Here is a 21,949-nt window from a genome sequence, read left to right on the forward strand (position 1 = left end):
ACGGAAAGCGGCTTCCGTGACGATCACTTTCGCGCTCCGGATGATCCCGTCCGCAACCTCTGTGTTGCGGACATGTAAATCACGCCCCATGTGACACATCGCACACAACTGACCTCAGCAGCCGTCCCGTTCCTCCGTGAGCACCCCCTGAACGCTCGTCAGGGAGCGGTCGTAGCAACCAGCCGCGCCGTACAGCCGATAGCGCTCGCTCGTCGTGCCGACCGCATGCCGCTGATCGCGCGGGACGCCCGTCGTATAGGTGGCATCGCCGCTGACCGTGTCGTCCAGCCGCGACCAGCCCGTCCGCCGGCCGCCGCGTGTCTCGACGACGGCGGCACGGTCGCCGAGCGTCAGCACGGTGCGCAGCCGTGCGTCGTCGCCGATCGTGGTCGAACCGTTCATCGTGTACGTGCGGCGGGTGAGCGTCGTGCGGGCCGGTCCGCGCCCGTCGACGGTCACCGACTCGTCGTCGGTCCATTTCGCGTCGAGGCCGTCCATGTTCTCGCCGTCGGTCCACCGGTGGACGGAGGTGTTGGCGAGCGTGCGGCTGACCGTGGTGGTCACGCGCCCGTGCGAGGTGTCGAGGTATCCGGAGACCGTCAGCCGGTGACCGGCCCCGGTGTCCACCCGCTCCGGTGAACCGGCCGTGTACGTCGAGGAGTTCGCGAGGTCACCCGCCCGGTCCACGGTGAGCTTCCCGGGCACGTGCGTCCGCCCGGCGTCCTGCCACACCAGCACGTCGACCGGTGCACTCCAGCCGCTCTGCCCCTCGGGCACGCCCACCACCGAGAGGTCCACCTTGTGCGGGCGGCCGTCGTTGAGCAGCCCCGCGAAGGGTGTCAGGTCGTATTCGATCGGCTTGACGTCGAAGGCGCGCGGTGCCGGAACGACGTACCAGAGGAAGGGGTTGGACCAGCCTCCGGTCCACACGTGCGGAAACGGCGCGGCGATTCCGGCCAGTTGGCCGTCGACCTTGATCTGCACCTCGCGGTACGGACCGCCGTCGGCCTGGCAGGAGTACGGCGCCCTGCCGGGCACCGCCAGGTACCAGAACTCCTCGCAGCCGCCGCCCGATCCGGTGGCGTACACCTCGGCGAGGATGCGTTCGCTGTTGCGCGGGGTGGTGAGGGTGTTGTCTTCGCCGAGGGTGAGGACCTTGTCGGCGGGCGCTGCGGCCGGTCTGCCCGGGTAGAAGGTGAGCGTGACCTTGACGTCGAGCACGCCGGTATAGGTGTCGTCGACGACGTTCCCGATGAGCATCTCGACGTCCTGGCTGCTGCGGAAGGTGTCGCTGTAGCGCGTCACGTCCTTCTCGACGGACCACGCGATGCCGTCGGGCGAGGGCTCGGGGGTGGAGGTGCGCAGGATCTCGACCCCGCCGACGTGCAGATAGCCGAGCCGGTCGAACTGCCGCCCCTTGACCTTGCCGTCGAGGCGCAGCACCACCTTGCTCCAGCGGTCGCCACAGCCCTTGGGCGGCGTGTACGTTCCCCTGTAGGGGGTGAAGTCCTTGAACTGCGCCTCGGCGAGCGTGACTTGGCAGGACTTGCCGGCCGGTCTGTCGACGGGCGGAGCCGCCGTCACCGGGTCGTGCCAGTCGGTGCCGAACTCGGCGGGCACGTCGGCGGCACCGGCCGGTCCCGCCCCGAGGAGGGTGCTCGCCAGAAGGGTCGCTCCGGCGAGCATGGACATGACGATCCGTCTCTTCATGGCCCGTGTTCTACGGGGAGTTGGCACCTCGTGGCAATGAGGCCTCCGTCAGAAGTGCCAGGCCTTCAGGTCCGCCCTGTCCCCCATCACCACCACAGGATGCCGGTCCGGGTCGAGCGTGCGCAGCAGGTACTCCATCGCCGCCCTGGACAGGCTGATGCAGGCCGACGTACCGCTGCCGTGGTCCATGTGCAGCCAGATGCCGCCGCCCTTCGCGTCGCCCTCGGGGCGGGTCGGGTCGTTGGGCGCGGTGCCCTTGACACGGTTGTAGTCGATGGCGATGACGTAGTCGAAGTCGTGCCAGTGCGAGGCGGCCCACTCGCGCGGGGCCGCGAAGGACGCGTCGCGCGTGTACGGAAGCCGGGCGCCGGGGTCGGGCAGGACGCCGCCCGCGTCGGTGAGGGTGAACACGCCGACGGGGCTGCGCCGGTCGCCCTCGTGATGGTCGGCGGTCCAGCCCTTCTTGCCGTTGTGCGCCGGCCAGCTACGGGTCCGCTGCCAGCCCGAGCCGTGCTTCGTGTACAGCACGACAGTGGAGTCCGCGGAGTCCCTGCCCGTCCCGTAGACCGCCACGACCTGACGGGAGTCCGCTGGAATCCGCTGACTCAGGCGGTCGCCGATGCCGGGGATACGGGTGCCTTGGGCGGCACGCGCGCGCGTGGCGGCCGGGTTGCCCGCGGCCCCTGTCCGTGGGGTACTGCTGTCCTGCGCGCCGCCGCACGCGGTCAAGGCCGTCAAAAGGGCTCCCAGGGCCGCCACCGCGGCCGTCGCGCGCGCTGCACCGATCTTTCGCATCGCCCCATTTTGTACGGCGCCAGGGAAAACCGTTTGCTTCCGACCACGCTGCGACGCGAACCTGTCACGGTTTGCTGCCGCCGTTCGCGGCTCCCCCCCACCCCCTGACACGAGCCACTGGGACGTCAGTCGTCATGCAGATTCAAGACCTTCCGTATCCCGACCCGGGTGTGCCGGACGCACGCTCCGGTCCTCGATTCCTGTGGTGGCTGGGCCGCAACCAGCTGGGCGGTCAGTTCAAGTCACTGGCCTGGGGCCTGCTGCACTTCGCGTCGGTCTCCGCGCTGCCGTTCTGCGTCGGCATGGCCATCCAGGCCGTCGTCGAACGCTCGGGCACCCGACTGGCCCTCGCAGGCGCCCTGTTGGCGCTGGCGGGCCTCGGCACCGCACTCGGTGACACGTTCCTGCACCGGGCCGCGGTCACCAACTGGATCACGGCCGCCGCCCGCGTCCAGCAGTTGCTCGCCCGCAAGGCGGCGGTGCTGGGCTCGGCGCTGACGCGGCGCGTCGCGGCCGGCGAGGTGGTGGCCGTCTCCACCGGTGATGTCGAGAAGATCGGCTGGTTCGTGGAGGCCGTCTCCCGGTTCACCGCGGCGGCCCTCACCGTCGTGCTGGTCTGCGTGGCCCTGCTCGTCTACCAGCCGGCGCTCGGCGTGGTCGTCGCCGCGGGACTGCCCCTGCTGGCGATCGCGGTACTGCCGCTGCTGCCACGGGCGACGCGACGGGCCGACCTCCAGCGCGAGAAGGCGGGACGGGCCACCGAACTGGCCTCGGACACCGTCGCCGGACTGCGCGTGCTGCGCGGCATCGGCGGCGAGGAGCTGTTCCTCGACCGCTACCGCCGTGCCTCCCAGGAGGTCCGCCACGCGGCCGTGCGCAGCGCCCGTATGTGGTCCCTGATCTCCGCGATCCAGGTGCTGCTGCCGGGCCTGCTGATGGTGGTGGTCGTCTGGTACGGCGTCCACCTGGCCGGGCAGGGCCGCATCACCGTCGGCGAACTGGTCACCGTCTACAGCTCGGTGATGGTCCTGACGTATCCACTGCGCCACTTCGAGGAAATCGCGATGGCCTACTCCTTCTCGCGGCCCTCCGCCAAGCGGGCGGCGCGGGTGCTGTCGCTGGAACGGGCCACGGACACCGAGGGCTCACGCACGGCCGACGTCCCCGCCGGGGACCTGTACGACCCGGCGACCGGACTGCTCGCCCCCGCGGGCCGGCTGACCGCGGTGGTGTGCGGCGACCCGGACGCGGCGGGCCTGCTCGCCGAACGGCTGGGCGGACACCCCGCCGAACAGGGCACCTCCGTCCTGCTGGGCGGTGTTCCCCTCGACGAGCTGCCGCTGGACACCGCGCGTGAGGCGGTGCTCGTCCAGGACAAGGACCCGGTGCTGTTGTCCGGTTCGCTGCGCGAGCTGCTCGACGTACCCGCTTCCGGGCACGTCGGCGCGCGCGAGGCGCTGGCGGCAGCCCAGTGCGGGGACGTCCTGGAGGCGCTCGCGCAGGGGTCGTTGGACGCCGCGGACCCGATGGACACGCGGATCACCGAACGCGGGCGCTCGCTCTCCGGCGGCCAGCGACAGCGGCTCGCGCTGGCCCGATCGCTGATCACGGACCCGGAGGTGCTCGTCCTGGACGAGCCGACCTCGGCCGTCGACTCGCACACCGAGGCACGGATCGCGGAAGGGGTGCGCGCGCTTCGGGAGGGGCGAACGACGGTGGTGTTCACCTCCTCGCCGCTGCTCCTGGACCATGCGGACCGCGTCGTGCTGGTCCACGAGGGCGAGGTCGCCGCGGTCGGCGTGCACCGGGAACTGCTGCACACCGAGCCCCGCTACCGGGCCGTGGTGACCCGGGAGACCGAGCAGGAGGCCGCCCTGAGCGGCGTACTCGAAGACGACGACGTTCTCAAAGAACTGGAAGAGATCGAGGAGACAGCATGATCGGCGTGGCGCCACCGGCGTACGACCCGGCGGCCCCGACGACGGCGCACACCCTGCCCGTCGGCGCGTCCGCGACCGTACGCGCCTATGTGGCCGAGCTGTTCCGCCGGCACCGCGGCGCCTTCCTGGTCCTGATCGCCGTCAACACCGCGGCCGTGCTCGCCTCGATGACGGGCCCATGGCTGCTGGGCGACCTGGTCCAGCGGGTGTCGGACGGTGCACGGGGACTTCATCTGCCGCTCACCGTGTCGCTGTTCGTGCTCGCGCTGCTCGTCCAGGCCGTCTTCGTACGGCAGGTGCGGCTGCGCGGGGCGATGCTCGGCGAGCGGATGCTGGCCGATCTGCGCGAGGACTTCCTCGTACGGTCGGTCGGGCTGCCGCCGGGCGTTCTGGAGCGGGCCGGTACGGGCGATCTGCTGTCCCGGATCACCACGGACATCGACCGGCTCGCCAACGCCATGCGCGAGGCGGTGCCGCAGCTGGCGATCGGCGTGGTGTGGGCGGTGCTGCTGCTCGGCGGTCTCGTCGTGACGGTGCCGCCGCTGGCACCCGCCGTGCTGGTCGCCGTGCCGCTGCTGGTGGCCGGCTGCCGCTGGTACTTCAAGCGGGCGCCCTCCGGCTACCGCTCGGAGGCCGCCGGGTACGCCGCCGTGGCCGCCGCTCTGGCGGAGACGGTCGACGCCGGGCGCACCGTGGAGGCCCACCGCCTCGGCGGGCGCCGGATCGAACTGTCCGAGCGCCGAGTGAAGGAATGGACCGCTTGGGAGAACTACACGCTCTGGCTGCGGTCCGTGCTCTTCCCCGTCATCAACCTCACCCATGTGACCGTGCTCGCCTCGGTGCTGATGATCGGCGGCGTCTTCGTACTGCAGGGCTGGATCGGGGTGGGCCAGCTGACGACGGGCGCGCTGATCGCGCAGATGCTCGTCGACCCCGTGAACCTGATCCTGCGCTGGTACGACGAGCTGCAGGTGGCCCAGGTCTCGCTGGCCCGGCTGGTCGGCGTGCGGGACATCGAGCCCGACGCCGGTGAGGACTCGCTGGCCCCCGACGGGCGCGACGTGCACGCGGACCAGGTGCACTTCGGCTACCGCGAAGGCGTGGACGTGCTGCGCAAGGTGTCCCTCCAGGTCGCGCCCGGCACCCGGCTGGCGCTGGTCGGCCCCTCGGGCGCGGGCAAGTCCACGCTGGGCAGGCTGCTCGCCGGCATCTACGCGCCGCGGGACGGCCGCATCACCCTAGGCGGCGCCGAACTGTCCCGGATGCCGGCCGAACGCGTCCGCTCCCATGTGGCCCTCGTCAACCAGGAGCACCACGTCTTCGTGGGTTCCCTGCGCGACAACCTGCTGCTGGCTCGGACGGATGCCGCGGACGCCGAGCTGTGGGCGGCGCTGGGCGCGGTGGACGCCGAGGGGTGGGCGCGTGCGCTGGACGGCGGTCTGGACACGGAGGTCGGCTCGGGCGGGCTGGCGCTCACCCCGGCCCAGGCCCAGCAGATCGCACTGGCCCGCCTGGTGCTGGCGGACCCGCACACGCTGGTCCTGGACGAGGCGACCTCCCTCCTCGACCCCCGTGCGGCACGCCACCTCGAACGCTCCCTCTCCCGCGTCCTCGACGGCCGCACGGTGGTCGCCATCGCCCACCGGCTGCACACCGCACACGACGCCGATGTGATCGCCGTCGTCGAGAACGGCCGCATCAGCGAACTCGGCAGCCACGACGAGCTGGTCGCGGCGCAGGGGGCGTACGCGGCGCTGTGGCGGTCCTGGCACGGGTGAGCGTTCCCGGCCCGGTCGGAGGCTGTCCTTCGGCGGCCTTCGACCGGGTCAGTACCCATATCCACCACCACCGCTGCTGTTCGACGCCGGAACCGCCTTCTTGATCGCCGCGCCCTTGGCGTTCAGGACGTACCAGACCTTGCCGATGCCCTGGCCCTTCAGGTCGCCGGGCTTCTTGTCCTTGGCGTAGTAGTACAACGGGTGTCCGGCGTACGTGACCTGGACCTTTCCCGACCCCTTCGTGTGGCCGATGAGGTTCGGTTCGACGCCTGCGCCCGCGTGCGGCTTGCCTTCCATGTGCGGCCACAGCTTCATGCAGGTGGCGTCACAGTTCATCGAGTTGGTGTTCTTGCCGTCCTCGGTGAACAGGTAAAGGGTGCGCCCGCGGCCGTCGACGAGGATGTCACCGACCGGTGAGTGGCTCGCCTTGATGGCCGAGGTGTCCATGGTGGCCGCTGCCGGATGGGCGCTGTGGACGCCGGCGCCCCCTCCGCCGCAGCCGGCGAGCGCCAAACCCGCGAGTGCAATCCCCGCCACGGTGATCCTGCTTCGCCTCATGGTCTCTCCGTCCCTTCTGACAGAGGTTGTACGGGCGAGCGATGTGGACGGATTGGGGCGGATTGCGGTCAATCCTTTCGGTGCTTCCGTGCGTACATTTGAACGTGGAGCTGTTCCCGCGTGCCGACCGGGTCGACGACGCCTCGCTCGTCGCCGGACTCGCGCTGGGCGACGAGCAGGCGGCGGTCGCCTTCGTGCGCCGCTTCCAGGACGCGGTCTACGGGCTGGCGCTGTCGGTGACCCGTGATCCGGTCCTCGCCGAGGACGTCAGCCAGGAGGTGTTCGTACGGGCCTGGCGGGCCGCGGGGAACTACGACCCCCGGCGGGCTTCGGCGCTCACCTGGCTGCTGACGATCACCCGCAACGCCGCGATCGACGCCGTGCGGGCGCGGCGCTCCACTCCCGTCCTCGCCGAGACCCTGGAACGGCTCCTCGATGTGACCCTGCGCGCCGAGGACGACTTCGCCGACACGGAACGGCTGGCCCTGATCGCCCTGGAGAGCGAAAGGGCCCTCGACCGGCTGCGGACCCTGCCCCTCGAGCAGGCCCGGGCGGTCGCGCTCGCCGTGCTCGGCGGCTGCACCGCCGCCGAGGTGGGCCGGCACGAGCACGTCCCCCTGGGCACCGCCAAGACCCGTATCCGCACCGGCCTGCGCAGGCTGCGCGACGTGCTGAAGGAGGGAAGCCGCGATGGAGCACCCTGACGAGGACGAACTGACCGCCCTGGCCCTCGGCACCCTCCCCGGCACACCGGCGCAGCTGCTGCGCCACCTCACCGTCTGCGCCACCTGCCGCACCGCCTACGACGACCTGTCGGCGGCCGTCGATGCGGTGCTGCCCGCGGCTCCTGCGGTCGCGGCCCCGCCGGGCTTCGATGCCCGGGTCCTCGATCGCCTGACACTGCGCCGCCCATCCCCCGCCCTCCGGCGCCGCCGCACCCCGCTGCTGCTCGCCGCGGCCGCCGCGGCCGGACTGTGCCTGGGCACGGCAGGCACCGCGCTCCTGCACCACGACTCGGCCCCGGCCCAGGTCGCCGCGAGCGACCACGGAGGCCTGCTGCTCACCGGCTCGGGGGCGCGGGTGGGCACCGTCGAACCGAGCCGGGCCGGGAGCGAGCACGTCCTGGTCATGCAGATCACGGCAGGCCCGCCCGGCACCCACTACACCTGCCGGCTCCACCTCAAGGACGGTTCCACCCGCAACGCCGGCCAGTGGTGGACGCCGTCCTCCGGCCGGGCCACCTGGATCGCCTACGGGTCGGCCCCCGCCATCGACCGTGTCGATCTGGTGACGGACGACGGCCACGTCTGGTCGTCGGCGGTACTGCGCGGCTGACGTCGGCCCCGGCCCGGCGGCACACGGACATGCCCCGCGGGCCGCTTCCGCCTGCGCCGTGTACCTCCTGGTGCCGTGCCGTTGCGCAGTCCCGAAAAGGGGTGGAAGGCTGGATATGGCACCGGCTCGGGGAGCGCCCTGGGACCGATGGTTCCTCCCGGGTGCAGCCTGTGCTCCGCGTCATGGCGCACCGACGCCCCACGCGGTGAGCAACGGGCCCGTCCCCACCACCTGGAGGTACCCGTGAACAGCGCCGACGGATGGGGAGACGACGTCTACCAGCCCGACGGATCCGAGATCCAGGAGGACTCCGGTCTGCTCGACGTGGAGGACACCCTGGTCGACGACGGTGTCGATGACCCCCTCGACCGGGGCTGGTCCCCTCCGGAGCGACCATGGGCGGTGGAGCGCCCCGATGTCACGGCGGCGGAGCGGCAGCACGGGGAGACCCTGGACCAGCGGCTCGCCGAGGAACTTCCGGACCTCGTGATGCCCGACACCGACGGCATCGGTGACTGCGAGGGCACCGACGGCGAACTCCTGGACAACGAGGTCGGCGCCGTCCGCTCCGGCCGTCTCGTGGCACCGGACGAGGGCGCGCACGAGGACGAGGAGAGCGCCCTGGTCGCCCGGGACGTCGGCATCGACGGCGCGGCGGCCTCCGCCGAGGAGGCGGCCATGCACATCGTCGACGAGAACGCCTTGTCCGGCTGACCAGCCGCCGACCAGCCAAGGAGCACCGTATGCAGCAGGACAAGCACCCCGCCTACCACGAGGTCGTCTTCCGCGACCGCGCCGCAGGCTACGCCTTCCTGACCCGGTCCACCGCGACCAGCGACCAGACCATCGAGTGGGACGACGGCGAGACCTATCCGGTGGTGGACGTGGAGATCTCCTCCGAGAGCCACCCGTTCTACACCGGCAAGGCACGGACCGTGGACACGGAGGGACGCATCGCCCAGTTCGAGCGGCGCTACGGCGGCGGGCAGGACGCCTGAGGTCCACGCGGACATTCATGACGCCGGGCGGTCACATCCGCCCTTCGGGATCCGTCAGTGCGACGGAAGCATCTCGAAGATTCCGGAAGGAAACGTCATGACCACGCAGCCGCGTCTGTCCAACCCCGTCAAGCTCGTCCCCGAGTTCGGTCCGGTCGCCGGGGCGCTGTTCAAGGCCACCGGCAACGGCTCGGTACCGCAGAGCACCATCAGCCTGGTGCAGCTTCGCGCCGGCCAGCTGGTCGGCAACACGTATCTGACCGTGATGCACAGCGGCAACCTGCGCAAGGCCGGCGAGTCCGAGGAGCGGATCACGGGTGTGGCGACCTGGACGGACGCCCCCTACTTCAGCGACGCCGAGCGGGTTGCGCTGGCACTGGTGGAGGCGGTTCTCACGCCGAATCCGCACGGTGAGCGCGTCTCGGACGACCTGTATGCCGAGGCGGCGAAGCACTATGACGAGACGGCGCTCACGACGCTGACGATCGCGATCGGCCAGGTCTGCTTCTTCATCCCGCTGGCCGTGATCGGCAGGCCCCTGCCGGGGGTCTCCCCCGCGCAGCAGTGGAGGGACTGACTCCCAGCGCCTGCAGAAGTGGGGCGACGGCAGGCGCGCCCCACTCCTGCGGGCCGGTTTCCTCAGATGAAGTTCAGCGCCGCCGCGCAGCCCACTCCGCCCAGCAGCATGAACACCGGCATCAGCACCTTGAGCTCGACCCAGCTGCCGGCCCGGAAACGCATGACCTTCGGCGGGCCGATCGGGTACCAGCGCTTGCGTCCCACCGGTATGGGCCACAGGATCGGGCAGCCGGAGACCGTCAGGGCGTCCCCGATGTCGTGGACGAGCGCGCCCAGCACGATCGGCAGCCCCAGCCACAGATACTGCTGGCCTGGCTGGGTGAACAGCCAGTCCGAGCCGTTGCCCGGCTTGTCCAGGATGCCGGCGAGGATCCAGGCGCTGGTCGCGGCCAGCAGCCACACCAGCACGTCGGCGCTGGAGCCCCGGGTCGCCCGCCACAACAGGCCCTCGATGGCCAGCACGATGTGGACGAAGAGAATGGCCAGCACCGCCCAGCGGCCACCGGTGATGGCGGCGACCGACGTACCCGCACCGATCAGGACCGCCCACAACCAGGTGTGGGTGAGTGTGCGGTGCCCGCCGGAGCGGCGAGGGTCGCCGTGTTTCTTCGTCGCCTTGTAGACGGCGTAGGACAGCTTGTCGACGATCTCGCACAGTCCGTGAGAGATGGGGCCGAACGCCCTGGAGATGGTGGCCGCCTTGTGGTCCAGGTCCGGGGCGAGAGCGGCTCCGGCGCAGATCAGAGCGCCGACCAGGATGACCGGCCAGGGCATCGGGTGCCCGGCCGCCGCGGCCGCCGCACCGACGCCGAGCCAGGCGGCGGCGCCCGACAGTGAGTGTGCTGGTCCCATCATGGCCGTTGCCCGCCCCATTCCTCTTGTGTCGCTGTCCAGTTGACCGGGTGCGCTGACGCTCCGTCGGTGACACAGCGTACTGGTCGTGATCTTCCTGCCGGCAACCGATTCCCCTCTGCGGGAGGACGCCAGGCAAGATGGGTGCGTGACCCTCATCGATCAGCTGCCGCCGACCGCCGACCCCGACGCCCTCTACGAAGCCTTCGAGTCGTGGGCCCAGGAGCGAGGTCTCACCCTCTATCCCCATCAGGAGGAGGCGCTGATCGAGGTGGTCTCCGGTGCGAACGTGATCGTTTCGACGCCCACCGGCTCCGGCAAGAGCATGATCGCCGCGGGGGCGCACTTCGCCGCCCTGGCCCGGGACGAGGTCACGTTCTACACCGCTCCGATCAAGGCGCTCGTCTCGGAGAAGTTCTTCGAACTGTGCAAGATCTTCGGCACCGAGAACGTCGGCATGCTCACCGGCGACGCCTCCGTCAACTCGGACGCGCCCGTCATCTGCTGCACCGCCGAGGTCCTCGCCTCGATCGCACTGCGCGACGGCAAGGACGCGGACGTCGGCCAGGTCGTCATGGACGAGTTCCACTTCTATGCGGAGGGGGACCGCGGCTGGGCCTGGCAGATCCCGATCCTGGAGCTGCCCCAGGCGCAGTTCGTCCTGATGTCGGCCACGCTCGGCGACGTCTCGATGTTCGAGAAGGACCTCACCCGGCGAACCGGCCGCCCCACCTCCGTGGTCCGCTCGGCGACCCGCCCGGTCCCGCTGTCCTACGAATACCGCCTCACCCCGCTCACGGAGACGCTGACCGAGCTGCTGGAGACCCGGCAGGCCCCGGTCTACATCGTGCACTTCACACAGGCGCAGGCCGTGGAGCGGGCGCAGGCCCTGATGAGCATCAACATGTGCACGCGGGAGGAGAAGGACCAGATCGCCGAGCTGATCGGCAACTTCCGCTTCACCACCAAGTTCGGCCGCAACCTCTCCCGGTACGTGCGGCACGGCATCGGCGTCCACCACGCCGGCATGCTGCCCAAGTACCGACGCCTGGTGGAGAAGCTCGCACAGGCCGGTCTGCTGAAGGTGATCTGCGGTACGGACACGCTCGGCGTGGGCGTCAACGTGCCCATCCGCACGGTGCTGTTCACGGCGCTGACCAAGTACGACGGAAACCGTGTGCGCACGCTGCGTGCCCGTGAGTTCCACCAGATCGCCGGCCGTGCCGGGCGGGCCGGCTTCGACACGGCGGGCTTTGTCGTCGCGCAGGCCCCCGAGCATGTCGTGGAGAACGAGAAGGCGCTCGCCAAGGCGGGCGACGACCCGAAGAAGCGCCGTAAAGTCGTCCGCAAGAAGGCTCCGGAGGGCTTCGTCGGGTGGACGGAGAACACCTTCGAGAAGCTCATCGCCTCCGATCCGGAGCCGCTGACCTCCCGCTTCCGGGTCACACACACGATGCTGCTGTCGGTGATCGCCCGTCCGGGAAACGCCTTCGAGGCGATGCGGCATCTGCTGGAGGACAACCACGAGCCGCGCAAGCAGCAGCTGCGGCACATCCGGCGGGCGATCGCCATCTACCGCTCGCTGCTGGACGGCGGCATCGTCGAGAAGCTCGACCAGCCGGACGCCACCGGCCGCATCGTCCGCCTCACCGTGGACCTGCAGCAGGACTTCGCGCTCAACCAGCCGCTGTCCACCTTCGCGCTCGCCGCGTTCGAACTCCTCGAACCAGAATCGCCGTCCTACGCCCTGGACATGGTGTCCGTCGTCGAGTCGACGCTGGACGATCCACGGCAGATTCTCGTCGCCCAGCAGAACAAGGCCAAGGGCGAGGCCGTGGCCGCGATGAAGGCGGACGGCGTCGAGTACGAGGAGCGCATGGAGCGCCTCCAGGACATCAGCTATCCCAAGCCCCTGGAGGAGCTGCTCTTCCACGCCTACAACACCTACCGCAAGAGCCACCCCTGGGTGGGCGACCATCCGCTGTCGCCGAAGTCCGTGATCCGGGACATGTACGAACGGGCCATGTCCTTCACGGAGTTGGTGTCCTTCTACGAGCTGGCCCGCACCGAGGGCATCGTGCTGCGCTACCTGGCCAGCGCCTACAAGGCCCTCGACCACAACATCCCCGACGATCTCAAGTCCGAGGACCTGCAGGACCTCATCGAGTGGCTCGGCGAGATGGTCCGCCAGGTCGACTCCAGCCTGCTGGACGAGTGGGAACAGCTCGCCAACCCGGAGGAGATGACGGCCGAGGAGGCCCAGGAGAAGGCCGACGAGGTCAAGCCGGTCACCTCCAACGCCCGCGCCTTCCGGGTCCTCGTCCGCAACGCCATGTTCCGCCGTGTGGAGCTCGCCGCTCTCGACCAGGTCGAGGAGCTGGGCGAGCTGGATGCCGACTCCGGCTGGGACGCCGAGGCATGGGGCGAGGCGATGGACAAGTACTGGGACGAGTACGAGGACCTGGGCACCGGCCCGGACGCCCGCGGCCCCAAGCTGCTGCTCATCGAGGAGGAGCCGGAGCACGGTCTGTGGCGCGTTCGCCAGATCTTCGCCGACCCGAACGGCGATCACGACTGGGGCATCAGCGCGGAGGTCGACCTCGCCGCCTCCGACGCCGAGGGCCGTGCGGTCGTCCGCGTCACCGACGTCGGCCAGCTGTGAGCCAGGTCGTGAGCCAAGGAGAATCCCACGCATGACGAACCCGGCCGAGAGACTGGTCGACCTGCTCGACCTGGAGCAGATCGAGGTCAACATCTTCCGTGGCCTGAGCCCGCAGGAGTCCCTGCAGCGCGTCTTCGGCGGCCAGGTGGCGGGACAGGCTCTGGTCGCCGCCGCCCGCACCACGGACGGCGAGCGTCCGGTGCACTCGCTGCACGCGTACTTCCTGCGGCCGGGCCGGCCGGGTGTGCCGATCGTGTACCAGGTCGAACGGGTGCGGGACGGCAGGTCGTTCACCACCCGCCGGGTCACCGCGGTGCAGCAGGGCCGCACGATCTTCAATCTCACCGCCTCCTTTCACAAACCTGAGGAAGGGTCCTTCGAGCACCAGCTGCCGCCGGCCCGCAAGGTCCCGGACCCGGAGTCCTTGCCGACGGTCACCGAGGAGATCCGGGAGCATCTGGGTGCGCTGCCCGAGCGCTACGAGCGGATGGCGCGCCGTCAGCCGTTCGACATCCGCTATGTGGACCGGCTGCGCTGGACCGTGGCGGAGGCCAAGGACGCCGAGCCGCGCAGCGCGGTGTGGATGCGCGCGGTCGGGCCGCTGGGCGACGACCCGGTCGTGCACACCTGCGCACTGACCTACGCCAGCGACATGACACTCCTGGACGCCGTCCGCATCCCGGTCGAACCCCTGTGGGGCCCGCGGAGCTTCGACATCGCCTCGCTGGATCACGCCATGTGGTTCCACCGTCCGTTTCGCGCGGACGAGTGGTTCCTCTACGACCAGGAGTCGCCCATCGCAACGGGCGGCCGCGGCCTGGCACGCGGGCGGATCTACGACACCGAGGGCCGGCTGCTGGTGTCGGTGGTCCAAGAGGGTCTGTTCCGGGCGCTGTAGCTCACCCAGTTCTGCGGCGCAGCCAGCCCAGCAGACCGTGTGAGCGCCCCGATTCCTCGGGGACGGTCGGGACTTTGTCCACGGCCTTGCAGGACATGGGCCGGTCCTGCGCCGCGGCCGTCGAGGGCACGGGCGGGGGTGCCACAGCCGTAGACGGCACGGGCGGGTTGTGTTCCGCAGCCGTCCACGGCGCGGGTGGAACCTGAGCCACAGCCGTCCACGGCACCGGCGAGTCGTGTGCCCCGGCCGTGGAGGACAGCGGCGGGTTGTTTTCCGCAGCCGTCGACGGTGTGGGCCGTTCCCGGTCCCGTGCTTCCGCCGGCCTCGGGCGGGCGGTCGGGCGCGGTGCGGGCTGGAGTGCGCGCGCATGGCTGACGGCCTGCGCGAGATCGGCCCGCAGCCAGTCGATCTCGTCCGGGTCCTCCGCCATGGTGAGGCTCTCGGCCAGCTGCGCGGCGGGCGAACCCGGTGCGCCGTGCGCCTGCGGCCTGGGCCGGAACCGGTTCAAGTGAACCCGCTCGTAGGGGTCCTGGACGATTTCCGCGATCTGGACGGCGTCGAGGAGGGAGGCCACGGCCGCGGCGCACGCCCAGGGATGGTTGTCGGCCCGCCGCAGCAGGAATCCGAGGTGTCGCGAGCGCCAGTTGCGGGGTCGCAGATCAAGCCCCTCGATGAGCTGCTCCCGTGCGCCGGAGGGCGTTCGGCCCTGCAACAGCGGCGCGTTGTTCTCGTCGGCCGCGAACTGCCGTAGCTCCTCGGTCAGATAGAGCCAGACCACGGCCCGGTACCGGTTGAGATAGAACTTGACGGGCTTGACCACGCCGAGCCGGGCCAGCCGCGTGAACTTCCCGGGCGTCACCTGCAGAAGGACCGCTCCTTCCTTCGTGCCCACGGTTTCGACGCGTTGCCTCAGGGTCTCGGGGAAGCCCTCCTCGGCGTGCAGCCGGTCGATCTCTGTGCGGGTGACCCGTCGGCCTCCGCCCCCTTCGTCGGGCACGGTGCGGAGGCATCCGAGGTCCACGGCGAGCTCGAACTCGCCTCGCTTGAGCCCCAGTTCGCGTGCCGCGCGGCTCGGCGTACAGGAGGTGCTGTGCGGTTGTACGACGGTGTTGCCTGACATGGCCCATCTCCCCCGTGGAGTCTGTGGCCCGCGCCGTTCGCGCGGCCTCGGAAAAACCGTAGCCGCTTCGGCGGATCTCGTGGCGAGCCTGTGGATAACTCCACGGGTGAGGGAAGACGTGCAGGTCAGGCCTCTGTGGTCGGAGTCCGCTCGGGCTGCCTGGCCTCCACGCCGAGGTGTTCGCCCACTCGGTTGACCAGCAGGGTCATCTCATAGGCGATCTGACCGATGTCGGCCTCCGCGCCGCTGAGCACGCACAGACAGCTGCTGGCGCCCGCGGCGGTCACGAACAGCACCGCGTCGTCGAACTCGACCATCGTCTGGCGCACTCTGCCCGCGCCGAAGTGGCGCCCCGAGCCCTTGGCCAGGCTGTGGAGTCCGGACGAGACGGCGGCAAGATGCTCGGCGTCCTCGCGCCGCAATCCCGTACTCGCTCCCGTCACCAGGCCGTCGTTGGACAGGACCAGTGCGTGCCGTACATGTTCGACGCGCTCGGTCAGGTCGTCCAACAGCCAGCCAAGTCCCTGGTTCTGCACCATGATCCGGTCTCCCCGCGTGATGACTCCCCCTGGCCGGAGGATCTCCACGCCAGCCTTCACCACGACCCCGGCGCGGGCAAGGAGGATAGGGGCATGGCGCAGAAGATGACCGACAAGGAATGGCGGGACTTCGTCTCGCACGGCACCCGCACCGGAAAGCTGGCGACCGTCCGGGCCGACGGCAGTCCGCATGTGACCCCGATCTGGTTCGTGCTCGACGGCGACGACGTGGTGTTCAACACCGCGAGCACGAGCGTGAAGGGGCGCAATGTCGTGCGTGACGGCCGGGTCGCGCTGTGCGTGGACGACGACCGGCCGCCCTTCGACTTCGTCGTCCTGCAGGGCCGTGCCCGGATTTCGGAGGACCTCGACGAGCTCAGGCAATGGGCCGCCCGCATCGGGGCGCGCTACATGGGCGAGGAGCGAGCCGAGGAGTTCGGGGCCCGCAACGGGGTGCCGGGGGAACTCCTCGTCCGGGTCACGATCGACAAGGTGCTGGCGGAGAAGGCCGTCGCCAGCTGAGCGGGGCGCCTGCCCTGAGTGTCCGTCAGCCGACCGAGTCGAGGAGCCGGGCGGTGTGCATCCGCCCGGCGTACTCGACGAGCCGGATCAGCACTTCCTTCCCGGAGTCGCGGTCACGGGCGTCGCACAGCACCACCGGTGTTCCCCGGTCGAGGTCGAGGGCGCGTGAGACGTCCTGGGCACCGTAGGTGCGGGCGCCCGTGAAGCAGTTGACGGCGACCACGAACGGGATGTGCCGGTGCTCGAAGTAGTCCACCGCCGGGAAGCAGTCCTCCAGGCGCCGGGTGTCGGCGAGGACCACGGCACCCAGGGCTCCTTGGGACAGTTCGTCCCACAGGAACCAGAAGCGGTCCTGGCCCGGTGTGCCGAAGAGGTACAGGGACAGACCGGACCTGATGGTGATGCGCCCGAAGTCCATGGCGACGGTGGTGGTGACCTTCTGGTCCACGCCGTCGGTGTCGTCCACCAGCTGGCCTGCCTCGCTGAGCAGTTCCTCGGTGCGCAGCGGCCTGATCTCGCTGACCGCGCCCACCAGGGTGGTCTTGCCCACGCCGAATCCGCCGGCGACCAGGATCTTCAACGCCAGTGCGGCCGTCTCGCCGTCCTGCGCGTCGGAGTGCTCGGAGACCATCGATCACTTCTCTCGGGAGTACCGGGTTGCCCCGTACGGGACCGGGTGGTGGTGAACTGACATCTACAAGGCCCGTAGCCCTGCGATCACCTCGCGCAGAATCCGTTCGTCAGGAAGCTGCGCGGGCGGTACGGGACGGCTGACGGTGACGCAGCCGAGTTCCAACAGGTCGCCCAGGAGGACCCGGACCACGCCCACGGGCAGGTCGGCGCCCGCGGCGAGTTCGGCGACCGACTGGGTCTCGGTGCGGCACAGGTCGATCAGGGCCCGGTGTTCCGGTCCGAGCCCGGTGTCGTCCTCGACGCCGGGTGCGCCCGAGTCCAGGGTGACCAGGGCGATCAGGTCGAAGCGGACCCCGGTGGGGCCGGGCCTGGTGCGTCCGCCCGTCATGGCGTACGGGCGGACGAGGGGCCCGGCCTCGCCGTCGTACCACTGGCTGCCCGGCTCGGGAGGGGTGCCGGTGCTGTCCGCGTTCATGTGCGCGCGCCACCCTCGCGTCTCATCGGGCGGCCGGCGGCCGCGCAGCGACACGGGTCGGCGTGTACAGGTGCTCGCCGACGCGTTTGACCAGTCGTGCCATCTCGTAGGCGACCAGGCCGATGTCGGCGCTGACGGCGGTGAGTACGGCGAGGCAGGAGCCGTCGCCCGCGGCGGCCACGAACAGGAAGCCGTCGTCCATCTCCACCATGGTCTGGCGCACCCCGCCGGCGCCGAAGTGCCGACCCGCGCCCTTGGCCAGGCTGTGGAAGCCGGAGGCCACGGCGGCGAGGTGTTCCGCGTCCTCGCGGCGCAGGTCGGACGAGGCGCCCACGGCGAGTCCGTCGTTGGAGAGCACCACGGCGTGCCGTACTTCGCTCACACGCAGCACCAAGTCGTCCAGCAGCCAGTCGAGTTCCCCGGATCGCCGGTCGGCCCCGGTGCTCGGGTCCTGGATCATGCGCGGTCTCCTTCGCTGCTGTCGCTGCGCGGTGTGGGGTCGGGCCCCATGCCGCGGCCTGGTTGCCTGCCGCCGCCGCGCTTCCAGCCGTCGCGGTAGGCAGCCATGCGGTCCCGCACGATCTCGGGGGTGCGCCGGTCCTCGCGGGCGGAGGCCTGCGGGTGGGCCGGCTCCTCGGGGCGCTGTTCACGCAGTTGGGGGGCGAGACTGGCCTGGCGTACACGGCGGGGCAGGTCGTCGGACTCTTCGGTGTCCTCCGGGGGACGGTGCAGGCGCAAGGTGGTGACTCCGGGAGGTGGGGTGTCGGACGTCGTGTCCACCGCGGCCGGTGCGTGCGCCACCAGCGCGGGCCGCTCGGTCGTCGCCGGGACGGAGTCCTGGTGCGGGGCGCCGCCGGGCACGCGCGCGTACTCGCGTTCCGTCGGCCGCTGCGACTCCGCGGCCTTGCCGGGGGAACGTTCCGCCGCGCCGCCGTGCAGCAGGGCGGTGGGCAGCAGGACGACCGCGGTGGTGCCGCCGTAGGGGGAGGTACGCAGGTGCACCTTGATGCCGTGGCGGGCCGCGAGCCTGCTGACCACGAAGAGGCCGAGCCGGTCGCTGTCGAAGAGGTCGAGGGCCTCGGACTGTTCGATCCGGCGGTTGGCCTCGGTGAGGGTCTCCGGGCCCATGCCCAGGCCGCGGTCCTCGACCTCGATGACGTAGCCGTTGCCGACAGGTTCGCCGATGATGCGCACGCGCGTGTGGGGCGGCGAGAACTGGGCCGCGTTCTCTACGACCTCGGCCAGGAGGTGGGTGAGGTCGGCGACGGCCGAGCCGACGACGGCCGCCTCGGGAAGCTGTCGCACCTCCACGCGCGCGTAGTCCTCGACCTCGGACACGGCCGCGCGCACCACGTTGGTCAGCGAGACCGGCATGCGCCAGGCCCGGCCCGGTGCCGCTCCGGAGAGGATGATCAGGCTCTCGGCGTGGCGCCGCATGCGGGTGGTGAGGTGGTCGAGGCGGAAGAGATCGCTGAGCTCGTTCGGGTCGTCGGAGCGGCGCTCCATGCTGTCGAGGAGGCTCAGTTGGCGATGGACGAGGACCTGGCTGCGGCGGGCGAGGTTGACGAAGACGCCGGAGATGCCGCTGGCGAGTTCGGCGCGCTCGACGGCGGCGCGCAGGGCGGCGCGGTGGACCGTGCCGAGGGCCTCGGCCACCTGTCCGGTCTCGTCCTCGGCGGGCGGTCCCGGTGGGGCCTCGGCCTGGATGTCGATCTCCTCGCCGGCCCGCAGCTTCCGCATGGCCTCGGGGAGGTTGCGGCGGGCGATCTCCAGGGCGCTGTTGCGCAGGCTGACCAGCTCGACGACGAGGCCGCGTCCGATGCGGACCGAGATGACGAGCGAGGCGGCCACCGCGGCGAGACCGAGGAGCACGGCGGCGCCGGCCGGGGTGAGCAGGCCGCGGGTGAACGGGTCGGCGCGGTGCGCGACACTGCTCCCGGCGTCCTGCTCGATGGTCCGCATGCCGTCCTGCACGCGCGCGTGTGCCGTGTTCCAGTCGGCCTCGGGTGCGGCGGCGATCGCGCGCCCGCCCGGGGCGGCGGTGAGGATCCGGTCCTCCGTGCGGCCCAGGGCGGCGTAGTCATTGCCCTCGGCCAGGGTGCGCCACGCGGTGCGCTCGGGGCCGCTCAGGTCGGCGACGGCGGCCTCGGTGAGCGTGCGGCGGGTGTCGACGGCGCCGGTGAACAGCCGTAGCCGCTCGCCGCTGAGTCCACGGGTCAGGCGGGCACCCGAGAGCACCGAGTCCTCCTGGGCCAACGCCTCGCCGGCCCGGGAGAACTCGAGCAGCACGCGCGCGTCGGAGCCCAGATCGGCGTCCTGGATGCCGGTGAGCGCGCCGCCCACCGCGAAGGCGCTGTTGATGGTCTTGGTGTACTGCCCGTACGCCACGGCCCAGTTCGCGCGGCGGTCGAGCACCGCGGTGCGCAAGGACCGCAACTGTTCGGCGCCGGCGACGAAGGACCTGAGCCGCTGGGCCACGCCGGAGGGCAGTTCCTCGCTGTCGGCGACGGTGTTGTGGCCCCCTAGCCGCAGCCCTGCCACGGCCTGGTCGGTGCGGTCCGCGAGCTTCTGGTAGTCGTCGCCCCGTCCGGCCGAGGGTGCGGTCGCAGAGCGCACCGCTGCCGAGCGCTCGGCCTGCAGTGCGGCGACGGCCGTGGCGACCGGGGTGCGGATCTGGGAGTCGACGCGCTGCAACTGCCGTAGCCGGGCGACGTCCTGGGCGGTGCTGACGGTGGCGTACGCCCACAGGGCCAGCAGCGAGACGACCGGAACCATCAGCAGGCACACGATCTTGGCGCGGACGGTGCGCGGCCGTATCCGCCAGCGGCTCCCAGGCGCGGGTGCATCAGTCGGCGCCGCGCCCGCGGGCTCGTCCGGGACCTCGTCGGCGGGCGGGCCGGCGTGGGCACGACGGCCGCGCACGGGAGGCGGGGGCGGCGCCTGTGGGCTGGGGCTGGGGGTCCTACGGGGTGTACGCATGGCCTCCTCGCTCGGGAGTGGTACGGGGGCGGGCCGGGCCGTCGCTAGCGGGCGACGGCGCTCTCGACCGGCCGCTGGGCCGAGGCGGATGCCTCGCGCTCCCCGGTCGTCGGCGACAGCGCGACAAAGGCCGAGGTCAGGAACAGGTAGGAGCCGAGGCCGACGGCGAGGGGGAAGATGAACTGCATCGCCGTGGCCCCGGGCAGCGTGTGGCCGGACGGGGTGACATGGACGCGTACCGCGAACATCGCGGTGTAGTGCATGCTGGTCACCGCGGCGCCCATGATCAGGGAGGCGACGGTGACGGCGATGGGCGACTTGATGTTGAGCCCCGCCCACAGGGCCGCCGTCGCCGCGACGACGGCGATCAGGACGGAGAGTGCGACGAGCGCCGGGTCATAGCTGACGTGGCCGTGCAGCCGCACCGCCGCCATGCCCAGATAGTGCATGCTCGCGACGCCGACCCCGGTGGTGAGTCCGCCGAGGAAGAGTGCGCGGGTGCGGTCACGGCTGTAGCCGACGGCGAAGACGCCGGCCCAGACCACGATCATGGCGACGAGCAGGCTCACGATGGTGAGCGGCACGTCGTAGCGGATGTCGGTGCCGCTGACGCCGAAGCCGAGCATGGCCACGAAGTGCATCGTCCAGATGCCGGTGCCGATGGCGGAGGCCGCGGTGATCAGCCAGTTGCGGCGCGAGCGCCCGGTGGCGCCCAGCGCACGGACCGTGCAGCGCAGTCCCAGCGCGGCGCCTATACAGGCCATCACATACGACAGCACGGGGGTAAGCCAGCCGAAGGTGGCGTGGTCCAGGTGTCCCATGGCCCCGGGACGCTAGTCCTGACAGAGGCGCACCAAGGGCGCGCATTTCGAAAGCTGTTGGAATATGACACAGAGAGGTATCTGAACGATCGCGCCCCGCTCGAACGTGTGCACAGCAGCGCCCATCCGTTTCGGTGAGGAATCATGCGGAACATGAGCGACGACCACACACATGTCCAGGAATTCTTCGGCGCCCGCGCCGCCGACTGGGACAGCCGGTTCCCCGACGACGGTCCCGCCTACGCCGCCGCGGTCGCCGAACTGGGGCTGCGCGAGGGTGACCGGGTGCTCGACGCGGGCTGCGGCACCGGGCGGGCCCTCACGCCGCTGCGCGCCGCCGTGGGGCCCTCCGGAGTGGTCGTCGGGGCCGATCTGACCCCCGCCATGCTCCAGGCCGCTGTACGGGCCGGAAGAGGCCACGACGGGCAGCTGCTGCTCGCCGACGTCGCCGCACTGCCGCTGCGGTCCGAGACGCTGGACGCCGTGTTCGCCGCCGGGCTGATCGCGCATCTGCCCCAACCGTCCGAGAATCTGCGGGAGTTGGCCCGCGTGGTCCGCCCCGGCGGCACTCTGGCGCTGTTCCACCCCATCGGCCGGGCGGCGCTGGCGGCACGCCAAGGCCGCCGGATCACTCCGGACGACCTGCGCGCGGAGCCGAACCTCCGTCCGCTGCTGGCCGGTTCGGGCTGGCGTATGACCTCGTACGTCGACGAGGACGCCCGCTTTCTGGCGCTGTCCGTGCGGGAAGACTGAGT

21 protein-coding genes and 1 pseudogene are annotated in these 21,949 nt (G+C 71.0%); 11 read left to right on the top strand and 11 right to left on the bottom strand.

Annotation, left to right across the window (positions count from 1 at the left end; all coding sequences use genetic code 11):
• Nucleotides 1–114: 114 nt before the first annotated feature.
• Both ABD355_RS05740 and ABD355_RS05745 read right to left on the bottom strand, forming a co-directional pair.
• Nucleotides 115–1,710, bottom strand: coding sequence for a peptide-N4-asparagine amidase (locus ABD355_RS05740; RefSeq protein WP_344398953.1), 1,596 nt, complete (start codon nt 1,708–1,710; stop codon nt 115–117).
• Between the two features lie 48 nt (nt 1,711–1,758).
• A complete protein-coding gene (locus tag ABD355_RS05745; RefSeq protein ID WP_344398954.1) occupies nt 1,759–2,505 on the bottom strand; it encodes a L,D-transpeptidase family protein in 747 nt (248 codons plus the stop codon).
• 134 nt (nt 2,506–2,639) lie between these two features.
• On the opposite strand from ABD355_RS05745, the gene ABD355_RS05750 reads away from it, so the two are divergent.
• Nucleotides 2,640–4,445, top strand: a complete 1,806-nt coding sequence (locus tag ABD355_RS05750) for an ABC transporter ATP-binding protein (protein WP_344398955.1) — start codon at nt 2,640–2,642, stop codon at nt 4,443–4,445.
• A complete protein-coding gene (locus tag ABD355_RS05755; RefSeq protein WP_344398956.1) occupies nt 4,442–6,223 on the top strand; it encodes an ABC transporter ATP-binding protein in 1,782 nt (593 codons plus the stop codon). The genes ABD355_RS05750 and ABD355_RS05755 overlap by 4 nt, the downstream gene beginning before the upstream one ends.
• Nucleotides 6,224–6,271: 48 nt before the next feature.
• Here ABD355_RS05755 and ABD355_RS05760 read toward each other — a convergent pair whose 3' ends face one another.
• Complete coding sequence (locus ABD355_RS05760) at nt 6,272–6,781, bottom strand: COG4315 family predicted lipoprotein (protein ID WP_344398957.1); 510 nt, start codon at nt 6,779–6,781, stop codon at nt 6,272–6,274.
• A 104-nt stretch (nt 6,782–6,885) separates the two neighbouring features.
• Here ABD355_RS05760 and ABD355_RS05765 point away from each other — a divergent pair, with 104 nt between their 5' ends.
• The 5 genes from ABD355_RS05765 (at nt 6,886) to ABD355_RS05785 (ending at nt 9,691) form a co-directional block, all read left to right on the top strand.
• Nucleotides 6,886–7,485 carry a sigma-70 family RNA polymerase sigma factor gene (locus ABD355_RS05765; RefSeq protein ID WP_344398958.1) on the top strand — a complete coding sequence of 200 codons (600 nt, stop codon included), beginning with the start codon at nt 6,886–6,888 and terminating at the stop codon, nt 7,483–7,485.
• Nucleotides 7,472–8,116: a hypothetical protein gene (locus ABD355_RS05770; RefSeq protein ID WP_344398959.1), complete on the top strand. Its 645-nt coding sequence runs from the start codon at nt 7,472–7,474 to the stop codon at nt 8,114–8,116. Before ABD355_RS05765 ends, ABD355_RS05770 begins: the two co-directional genes overlap by 14 nt.
• Nucleotides 8,117–8,359: 243 nt before the next feature.
• Nucleotides 8,360–8,830, top strand: a complete 471-nt coding sequence (locus tag ABD355_RS05775; RefSeq protein ID WP_344398960.1) for a DUF5709 domain-containing protein — start codon at nt 8,360–8,362, stop codon at nt 8,828–8,830.
• Between the two features lie 29 nt (nt 8,831–8,859).
• On the top strand, nt 8,860–9,114 hold the full coding sequence (locus ABD355_RS05780; protein WP_344398961.1) for a type B 50S ribosomal protein L31: 255 nt from the start codon (nt 8,860–8,862) through the stop codon (nt 9,112–9,114).
• A 97-nt stretch (nt 9,115–9,211) separates the two neighbouring features.
• Nucleotides 9,212–9,691 (top strand): carboxymuconolactone decarboxylase family protein, encoded by a 480-nt coding sequence (locus ABD355_RS05785; RefSeq protein ID WP_344398962.1) that lies wholly within the window; start codon nt 9,212–9,214, stop codon nt 9,689–9,691.
• Nucleotides 9,692–9,753: 62 nt separating this feature from the next.
• Here the strand turns inward: ABD355_RS05785 and ABD355_RS05790 are convergent, their stop codons facing one another.
• Nucleotides 9,754–10,548, bottom strand: a complete 795-nt coding sequence (locus ABD355_RS05790; protein ID WP_344398963.1) for a metal-dependent hydrolase — start codon at nt 10,546–10,548, stop codon at nt 9,754–9,756.
• Between the two features lie 145 nt (nt 10,549–10,693).
• Between ABD355_RS05790 and ABD355_RS05795 the strand changes: the two genes are divergently transcribed.
• Both ABD355_RS05795 and ABD355_RS05800 read left to right on the top strand, forming a co-directional pair.
• A complete protein-coding gene (locus ABD355_RS05795) occupies nt 10,694–13,207 on the top strand; it encodes a DEAD/DEAH box helicase (RefSeq protein WP_344398964.1) in 2,514 nt (837 codons plus the stop codon).
• 31 nt (nt 13,208–13,238) lie between these two features.
• Nucleotides 13,239–14,105, top strand: a complete 867-nt coding sequence (locus ABD355_RS05800; protein ID WP_344398965.1) for an acyl-CoA thioesterase — start codon at nt 13,239–13,241, stop codon at nt 14,103–14,105.
• 259 nt (nt 14,106–14,364) lie between these two features.
• Here the strand turns inward: ABD355_RS05800 and ABD355_RS05805 are convergent.
• Nucleotides 14,365–15,225: pseudogene (locus tag ABD355_RS05805) on the bottom strand (DUF6397 family protein); the annotation flags it as partial.
• Between the two features lie 125 nt (nt 15,226–15,350).
• Nucleotides 15,351–15,764 (bottom strand): roadblock/LC7 domain-containing protein, encoded by a 414-nt coding sequence (locus tag ABD355_RS05810; RefSeq protein WP_344398966.1) that lies wholly within the window; start codon nt 15,762–15,764, stop codon nt 15,351–15,353.
• A gap of 93 nt (nt 15,765–15,857) precedes the next feature.
• Here ABD355_RS05810 and ABD355_RS05815 point away from each other — a divergent pair, with 93 nt between their 5' ends.
• A complete protein-coding gene (locus tag ABD355_RS05815; protein WP_123963453.1) occupies nt 15,858–16,286 on the top strand; it encodes a PPOX class F420-dependent oxidoreductase in 429 nt (142 codons plus the stop codon).
• A gap of 25 nt (nt 16,287–16,311) precedes the next feature.
• Here ABD355_RS05815 and ABD355_RS05820 read toward each other — a convergent pair whose 3' ends face one another.
• From ABD355_RS05820 to ABD355_RS05840, 5 genes are all read right to left on the bottom strand, one after another.
• On the bottom strand, nt 16,312–16,917 hold the full coding sequence (locus ABD355_RS05820) for an ATP/GTP-binding protein (RefSeq protein ID WP_115914234.1): 606 nt from the start codon (nt 16,915–16,917) through the stop codon (nt 16,312–16,314).
• A gap of 63 nt (nt 16,918–16,980) precedes the next feature.
• Entirely contained in the window at nt 16,981–17,394 is a 414-nt protein-coding gene (locus tag ABD355_RS05825; RefSeq protein WP_344398967.1) for a DUF742 domain-containing protein, read from the bottom strand.
• A 22-nt stretch (nt 17,395–17,416) separates the two neighbouring features.
• Nucleotides 17,417–17,854: a roadblock/LC7 domain-containing protein gene (locus ABD355_RS05830; RefSeq protein ID WP_344398968.1), complete on the bottom strand. Its 438-nt coding sequence runs from the start codon at nt 17,852–17,854 to the stop codon at nt 17,417–17,419.
• On the bottom strand, nt 17,851–20,373 hold the full coding sequence (locus ABD355_RS05835) for a sensor histidine kinase (RefSeq protein ID WP_344398969.1): 2,523 nt from the start codon (nt 20,371–20,373) through the stop codon (nt 17,851–17,853). The genes ABD355_RS05830 and ABD355_RS05835 overlap by 4 nt, the downstream gene beginning before the upstream one ends.
• A gap of 44 nt (nt 20,374–20,417) precedes the next feature.
• Nucleotides 20,418–21,194: an MHYT domain-containing protein gene (locus ABD355_RS05840; RefSeq protein WP_344398970.1), complete on the bottom strand. Its 777-nt coding sequence runs from the start codon at nt 21,192–21,194 to the stop codon at nt 20,418–20,420.
• A gap of 153 nt (nt 21,195–21,347) precedes the next feature.
• Here ABD355_RS05840 and ABD355_RS05845 point away from each other — a divergent pair, with 153 nt between their 5' ends.
• Entirely contained in the window at nt 21,348–21,947 is a 600-nt protein-coding gene (locus ABD355_RS05845; RefSeq protein ID WP_344398971.1) for a class I SAM-dependent methyltransferase, read from the top strand.
• Nucleotides 21,948–21,949: the final 2 nt, after the last annotated feature.

It is taken from the genome of Streptomyces longisporus, from assembly GCF_039532765.1.
Lineage (GTDB): Bacteria > Actinomycetota > Actinomycetes > Streptomycetales > Streptomycetaceae > Streptomyces > Streptomyces longisporus.